Source organism: bacterium, from assembly GCA_027622355.1.
Taxonomy (GTDB): Bacteria; UBA8248; UBA8248; order UBA8248; family UBA8248; genus JAQBZT01.
In genome coordinates this window covers 1-5,555 of sequence record JAQBZT010000204.1, presented here as the reverse complement: position 1 = coordinate 5,555, position 5,555 = coordinate 1, and the positions used below count along the sequence as shown (strand labels likewise).

4 protein-coding genes are annotated in these 5,555 nt (G+C 55.8%); all 4 read left to right on the top strand.

The genetic code is table 11. The features are described from left to right. Nucleotides 1-375 precede the first annotated feature (375 nt). The gene (locus O2807_11370) at nt 376-2,382 is read left to right on the top strand and encodes a sugar ABC transporter ATP-binding protein (protein ID MDA1001098.1); all 2,007 of its coding nucleotides are present in this window, start codon (nt 376-378) and stop codon (nt 2,380-2,382) included. Continuing rightward, nucleotides 2,379-3,392 (top strand): ABC transporter permease, encoded by a 1,014-nt coding sequence (locus O2807_11365; protein ID MDA1001097.1) that lies wholly within the window; start codon nt 2,379-2,381, stop codon nt 3,390-3,392. Before O2807_11370 ends, O2807_11365 begins: the two co-directional genes overlap by 4 nt. Nucleotides 3,393-3,410: 18 nt before the next feature. Continuing rightward, nucleotides 3,411-4,409, top strand: a complete 999-nt coding sequence (locus O2807_11360) for an ABC transporter permease (GenBank protein MDA1001096.1) — start codon at nt 3,411-3,413, stop codon at nt 4,407-4,409. Between the two features lie 139 nt (nt 4,410-4,548). Continuing rightward, nucleotides 4,549-5,555, top strand: a 1,007-nt coding sequence (locus O2807_11355) for a substrate-binding domain-containing protein (GenBank protein MDA1001095.1), incomplete at its 3' end; no start/stop codon positions are given.

The window sequence follows — 5,555 nt, the reverse complement described above, 5'->3', positions numbered from 1 at the left end:
TAGCCAATTATATCATATAGTTACAAAGATTACCGGCTCTTTTCGCTCTGTTCCGCCGCATAATGTGGGCTGAAATGTCTTTTCGGGTCACTCCGGCCCTGAAATGACATGGAGCAAGGGGCCGGGAGCGTGTTATCCGGAATAACCGTGCATGGAACTCAGGATTTGATTTGTCCATTCTGCAATGGAAAATAAATCCCCCCCTCCCCTCTTAAGTTTCATTGACCGGCATCCTTTTTTCGAATAGGCTAGGCAATAATAAATGGACAAAAATATTCTATTGTTCGCGGATTTTTGGGGCGTCATCATGCCTTCTGATGAAAGGAGAGTTGTCGGCGTTGCCCCGCGGCATGCACCGGCGATTGAGGGGAAGTGATGGCAGGCAACTCCGGCCTCCTTGAGATGAGCAAAATCGACAAGCACTTTCCCGGCGTTCATGCGCTCAAGGAGGTGAATTTTACCCTGCGCGAAGGAGAGGTCCATGTCCTTCTGGGCGAGAACGGCGCCGGAAAATCCACCCTGATTAAAATATTGGCCGGCATCTACCAGGCCGACAGCGGAGAGATCCGCATCGGCGGAGCGCCCACCACCATCGCGGATGCCCGCACGGGCCGCGATCTCGGAATCAGCGTCATCTACCAGGAATTGAATCTTGTTCCCGATCTCAGTGTTGCGAAAAATATTTTTCTCGGCCGGGAGCCTGTTCTATCCGGCATATCGAGGCGGGTGGACTGGAAGCAGGTTGAAAGAAAATCACGCGAGATCATGGAATTGCTCGATGTAAAGATCGACATCCGCGCTCCGATCCGCTCCCTGAGCGTCGCCGATCAGCAGATGACGGAGATCGCTCGCGCCCTCGAGTTTGATTGCAAGATTCTGGTGATGGACGAACCCACCTCTTCTCTCAGTGAACATGAAATCGGCGAGCTATTCAAGGCGGTAAACCGCCTTCGCAGCCAAGGCGTGGGCATTATCTATATTTCTCACAGGCTGGATGAGGTTCATAAGATCGGCGACCGGGTGACCGTGCTGCGCGATGGCGGGTACATGGGCACATGGGACGTGAAGGAAGTAGAGCTTGATTTCCTGATCACCCAGATGGTCGGCCGCACGCTGGACGAGAAATTTCCATGGACGCCCCGGGAGCGCGGAGAAGTAGCCCTGCACGTCCGGAACCTCTCCCGTGATGGCGTTTTCGAGGATATCAATTTCGACCTTCATTACGGCGAGATTGTCGGCTTGGCCGGCCTCGTCGGTGCGGGCCGCACGGAGGTGGCGCGAGCGGTCATGGGCGCCGATCGGGTAGATAGCGGAACGGTTGAAGTAACGCACGCGACGAAAGAAAAGGAAGAGTCGCAACGCCAGCCCCATTATCCGGCGTGGAAGGCGCTGGTGGATGTTTTGTTTTTCCTCTTTGCGCTTCCTGCCTTTACGGTGTTTTTCCAGGGCATCTATGATCCCGTTTCGCTCAACATGAACAATCCGCCGCCTTTTCTCAGCGTGGCATGGTTTTACGAATGGGTCATCGGCAGCCCGATATATAATATTCGCAACAGCCCCATGCCTTATTTCGCTGCGGCGGGGCTCGCCCTCATCCGTCAGGCGATCATTTGGGTCATGGCCCGGCACTATGCGTGGCGGACCATGTGGCAGGACCTGGGCGTCTGGTACGCCTTCGCGATCTTCAGCATGGTGATTGCGAGCCTATTTACTCAGAATTTCGTTTTGGAATGGGTGATGTTGGCCGGTGGGGTCGTGATGGTCCTGGTTCGGTCCTTCCTGATTCTGAACCATGAGCGGAAATGGACGCCCACCTTGGCGATACGGCAGGGCTTGGGCCTCTTGCCCGAGGACCGGAAGACTGAAGGACTGACCCAAATACTTTCGGTTGCCTTTAACACGACGAGCGCGAATCTTCGGCGCCTCATCCAGCGATGGTTTCTCAATCTTGTGCTTGAAAAAAATCTGGTCAAGGAACACATCGATCAGCTGAATATCATGACACCTACGCAGGACACGCTCATACGTTTTCTTTCCGGCGGAAACCAGCAGAAAGTCGTCCTCGCCAAATGGTTGTTCCGCGAGGCCAACGTACTCATCTTCGATGAACCCACCCGCGGGATCGACGTGGGGGCGAAATTTGAAGTTCACTCCCAGATGCTCAAGCTGGCCCAGGACGGTGCCGCCGTTCTGATGATTTCGAGCGAGCTTCCCGAGATTCTGGGGATGAGCGATCGCATCTTGGTGATGCGCGAGGGGCGGCTCACGGCGGACATGCTCCGAAAAGAAGCCACCCAGGAAAGTGTTTTGCGGTATGCCATGGTCGCCGAAAATGATTCAGCGGGCGGAACGGGTTCCGCGGATAACGGAGGAAACGCATGAGTGCGGCAGGGACGGTGAGCGGCGAGAAACTGATCTTCGGTGTTCCCGCCAAAAACATTCCCTGGGAGAGGCTCATATTGATCGGAGCCTTTGCCACCTTGTTGATTTTCTACACCATCGCGACGGATAATTTTTTAACACTGGAAAATTTCATTAACGTCGTGCGCCGCGACGCTTGGCTCTTCTTTCTCGCCTACGCCCAGACAATCGTGATTATCTCGGGCGGTTTTGACCTCTCCCAGGGATCGATCATGAGCATTGTGAGCGTTATCGGCTGGAGCGCCATGCTCCATTTCGGATTTGTCGGCGGCCTCGTGACCGGCCTCGCCGTCGGGCTGGCGTGCGGATTGATCAACGGCTACTTCATCGGCGTGTTGAGGGTGTATCCCTTCATCGCCACTCTGGGAATGCTTTTTGTCGGAAGCGGGGTGGCCCAGTTGTGGACAGGGGGCCTCCAGATGGGAGGTGCCCGCGAGGGCGCGACGCTGCCGGCCCACGTCGAGGCCCTCTATGTGTCTCTCTCGAAAGGAAGCCTTGGCTCTGTCCCGCTTCCGTTTGTCTGGATTCTTCTGGTGCTGGGCGCGAGCTGGTACCTTCTCAAGCACACCCGGTTCGGAACCCATGTCTATGCCCTCGGGGGCAGCGAGCAGACGGCCATCTCCGCGGGCATTAGTTTTTCGCGCATGAAGATCGCCATATTCGGATTGAGCGGTTTTCTTTGCGCTCTTTCGGGCCTTCTTCTTTCGGCGAATGTCAGTGCCGCGGGTGAACCGCGGCTCGGCGGCGGGGACCAGTTGCTTCAGTCGATTGGTGCCACGATTATCGGCGGGACGCATATTTTCGGCGGACGCGGAGGGGTTCTGGGCACGACGCTGGGCGTGTTTCTCATCATCTTCCTTGTGAATGGATTGAATATAATGGGTATTGACACCTATCGGCAGCAAATCATCGTGGGTCTGGTGATTCTGGCTTCCATTTGGGTCAGTACCCTTCGTGAACAAAAGCACTAGCGGGGGAGAACTGCCGGAATGGCGAATGCTGTCTTGCGCTACGAAAAAAGCATGTATACGAGATTCCGATCCTGGGCTTTGGTGGAAAAATATGGGATTTTCCTGGCATTTATCGTCATGATGCTGGCGTTTTCTTTTCTTCAGCTATTGGGCTACGTGGACAATTTTATCGATGCCCATAACCTGACAAACCAGCTTCGAAACGCATCGCTTTTGTTCTTCATCGTCGCCGGCCAGAGCATGGTACTCCTTGTCTCGGGCATCGATTTGAGCCAGGGCTCGCTGCTCAGTCTCTCGAGCGTTGTGATGGCCCAGGGAATCCTGGATTTCGGGTTGCCGGTCGGCATACTCTTGGGTCTGTCCATCGCCGTGATGTTCGGTTTCATCAACGGCTTTTTGGTCGGCCGCGCAAAGATTCAGCCCTTCATCGTCACCCTGAGCATGCTGTTCATCTGCGCGGGCATTGCTCTCGTATTTACGGGCGGCCGGACCATTCATCAGTTCACCGGCAGGCAAAAAGACATCCTCCAAACCATCGGCCTGACGGATTTCTTCTATCTTCCGGGGACGCTCTTTATCGCGGTCTTTTTTTTCGTCGTTCTGCATTTGCTCCTCACGCGAACGGCACTGGGGCGGGCTATCTATCTCACGGGTGGAAACGAAGAGGCGGCGCGCCTCTCCGGCATCGACACGGGAAAGGTGAAGCTCATCTGCTATTTCATCAGCGGACTTTGCGTGGGCATCACTTCTTTTTTGTATCTGGCGCGGCTTCCCGCCACGAACGGACTGGCCGGCTTCCAGCTTGAATTCCAGTCGCTCGCCGCAACCGTTGTCGGAGGGACGACGTTTCACGGAGGTGAGGGCGGCATCATCCAGGCGGCGCTGGGGACGCTGTTTCTGGTGTTTTTGCTGAACGGTCTCATCCTGCTGGGGGTTGGCACCTTCGCGCGGGAAGTTGTCTTGGGGGTCATGCTCATCGCCGCGGTCACGCTCAGCGCACGCCGCCGGAGGGAGTAGACGACAGACAAAAAGGGGATTTTCAGCGGGACAAAAGGGAAATTTTTCTCTGTATCAGATGGCTGGATAATTGTCCGAAAGAGAACTACAGGTGTTCGAACCCCGTTCTTGTGAAAGTCTCGAAGGAGGAGGAGAACAAATGAGAACCAGACTGTTTCGTTTTATAATGGTTTTGGCGGCGGTTGTTGCCTTTGTCGTCACGGCGACTTTTGCCACTCCCGTCACCGTTTCGGCGAAGGCGAAAAAGCGTTACAGAATCGCCGTCGTCGTGCCCAACGGTGTCGATCCGTACTTTTTCTCGAAATGGTACGGCAGCGTCGAGGAGGCGAAAGAACAGGGTGTGGAAGTCACCATGTTCGACGCGGGCGGCTACGAATTCTTGCCCAAACAGGTGGCCCACGTGGATGATATCATCGCCGCCAAGTATGACGGCATGATCATCACCCCGACCAGCACCAAGGGGATGGCCAGTGCTGTCGAAAAAGCCGTAGCCGCAGGAATCAAGGTGGTCGTCGATAATATCGACGTCGATACCAATAAGGTGGCCAACCGCGTCATGAAGAACAGCTACGAACTCGGTCTCCTCATCGGCGCGGCGATGGCCGAGGCCATCGGCTACAAGGGCAAAGTGATGATGCTGCCCGGGCCGAGCGGCATTGAGATGGTGACCTCGATGGCCAAAGGCTTTGAGGATTATCTGGGCCACTATCCCAAAATCCAGATCGTGGCGAAGGAATTCACGAAATCGAACGTACAGGTCGCCTACCAGACCGCCGAGGACCTCCTGAAGAAGCATCCGGATGTCGCCGGCATTTACCCCTGGGCGACCCTGATTGCGCGCGGGACAGTGGACGCTGTGAAGGCCGGAGGTTTCAAGCCCGGCCAGATCAAGATCGTGACCCACAACCTCGTTGTCGGAGTTGAAAAAGACATCCGCGACGGCTGGGTGTACGGGGCTGTTCTGGCCGAGCAGATTGCCATGGCGAGAGAGGCCGTGCGGAACGTGATTGATCTCATCGAGGGCCGTCAGCCCCAGGGGGTGCCTTATCGCGGCGGCACGCTGGCCTACATCAAGAATTTCATGGCCTACAAGCACAACCTGGAACTCCTTGACCGCAGCGGGATCGAGGCGCCGAAGGAGTGGAT

Bases quoted from the DNA above. Each gene is read 5' to 3' on its own strand.
- O2807_11360 (MDA1001096.1), top strand. From the start codon at position 3,411: ATGGCGAATGCTGTCTTGCGCTACGAAAAAAGCATGTATACGAGATTC.
- O2807_11365 (MDA1001097.1), top strand. From the start codon at position 2,379: ATGAGTGCGGCAGGGACGGTGAGCGGCGAGAAACTGATCTTCGGTGTT.
- O2807_11370 (MDA1001098.1), top strand. From the start codon at position 376: ATGGCAGGCAACTCCGGCCTCCTTGAGATGAGCAAAATCGACAAGCAC.